The sequence below is a fragment of the Bacillus sp. SG-1 genome, from assembly GCF_000181495.1.
Lineage (GTDB): Bacteria > Bacillota > Bacilli > Bacillales > Bacillaceae_B > Rossellomorea.
In genome coordinates this window covers 1-1,773 of the sequence record NZ_ABCF01000154.1, presented here as the reverse complement: position 1 = coordinate 1,773, position 1,773 = coordinate 1, and the positions used below count along the sequence as shown (strand labels likewise).

Here is a 1,773-nt window from a genome sequence, read left to right as displayed (position 1 = left end):
TGAACGCTGCCTGTGTCTGCATCAAGCTTGACGCCCAAACGTCTGAACGCCCAGCAGTTGTATGCCACAGATACGAAGAAGCTTGCCGGGATACGGTTCATGACTCCCACTTTACAACCAAGGAGCGTCGTTTCACCGCCGAATCCCATCGTCCCGATTCCGAGTTCGTTTGCATTCTCCATCACATATTCTTCAAGCTTACGAAGATCTTCGTTGCTGTTAACATCCTCGACAGAACGGAACAGCTGCTCTTTTGCCAAGTCATAACCTGAAGAACGATCTCCACCGATTCCTACACCGATGAAACCTGCGGAACAGCCTTGTCCCTGAGCTTGATATACAGAATGCATGATACACTTGCGGATGCCGTCAAGATCGCGCCCTGCACGGCCAAGCCCTTCCAGTTCACACGGCAGGCTGTATTGGATATTCTTATTTTCACAGCCGCCTCCCTTAAGGATCAAACGGGCATCGATATAATCTTTATCCCACTGCTCAAATTTAATGACAGGAGTCCCAAGACCCAGGTTGTCACCGCTGTTTGCCCCTGTCAGGGAGTCCACTGAATTCGGGCGCAGCTTCCCGTCCTTCGTCGCCTGTTTCATCGCCTCGTAAATCGCTTCTTTGATCTCCAGTTGGTTCACTCCGACTGGTGTCTTGATTTTGAAAGTCGGCAGACCGGTATCCTGGCAGATTGGAGATACATTGTCATCTGCCATCTTGATATTGTTGGAAATGGTCGCCAGGCTCATTGCCGAGCGAGTTCCGGCACTCTCCCTCGCTTTAGCCATCTTGATCGCTCTTCTTACATCCTTAGGCAAGTTAGTCGAGGTTTCAACAATCAATTGATACATGCTCTCTTGCAATTTGTCCATGTTCATAAACAATCCCCTTCTCCCGCTACTATTTCTATATATAGATATTGAATTATAAAAATTTGAATTTTTCACCATTATTATACTCCTATAATTAGCAGAAAAAAAGACCCGATTGTAAACGATTACAGGTCAGGCCATCAATTTTTTTCGGAAGTGGATTCTTTCAGCCTCTTTCCGATAAGGAATGTATCCATTTTTTTCATAAAAAAGAATGGCGTCTTTCCACTCCTTATTCGTCTCAAGTATCACCGTCGAAGCATTCCTTTTAAGGGCTTCCTTCTCTAAAAAGGAAAGCATTGCCCTTCCAAATCCCAATCTGCGATAAGGAGATAAAACCGACATCCGGACGAGCCTGCATTCCGTTTGTGATTCAAAGATGATTCCTCCCGTAGTCATCAGTTTCCCCTGATACTCTCCTACATAAAAATATTTATCCTTCTGGTAATAAGCCAGAATATCATCCAAGTCCGGGTTCAAGCCGTCAATAATTGTTCCAAAACGCTCCTTGAAGCCCTGAAGGACAATGTCCTTGGCCGTTTCCGCCTGATTTTCAGCAATAAGTGAAATGTTCATTAACCATGTCACCTCATAGTTTTTAAAGCGTGAACCTACCCTCCAGCTTCATCAGAATGCAGGAAGCTGGACGATCAGGCAAAATAAAACGCTGTTTTCGTATATATTGTTGCTCTCGGAAAAATCCAAAGACCTGGATTTTCCCCTTGGAGACAAGGGCCCTCTTTTCTTGTTTGCTTACCAGCATATTTTCTGAATAAAGGCATATCTCATGAAAAGTATATAGCAACAAAGTTTAAGAAAAGAGCCTAATAAAAAGAGCCCTTAGAAAGGCTCCTTATTTCTTGAATTGATCCACCTTCATCTCCAAATCATCTATCAT

At 44.2% G+C, this 1,773-nt stretch carries 2 protein-coding genes; both read right to left on the bottom strand.

Annotated elements, in window-relative coordinates:
• A partial coding sequence (locus BSG1_RS19315) for a fumarate hydratase (protein ID WP_006838930.1) occupies positions 1-881 on the bottom strand: 881 nt, incomplete at its 3' end.
• Between the two features lie 126 nt (positions 882-1,007).
• A complete protein-coding gene (locus tag BSG1_RS19310; protein ID WP_006838929.1) occupies positions 1,008-1,451 on the bottom strand; it encodes a GNAT family N-acetyltransferase in 444 nt (147 codons plus the stop codon).
• Positions 1,452-1,773: the final 322 nt, after the last annotated feature.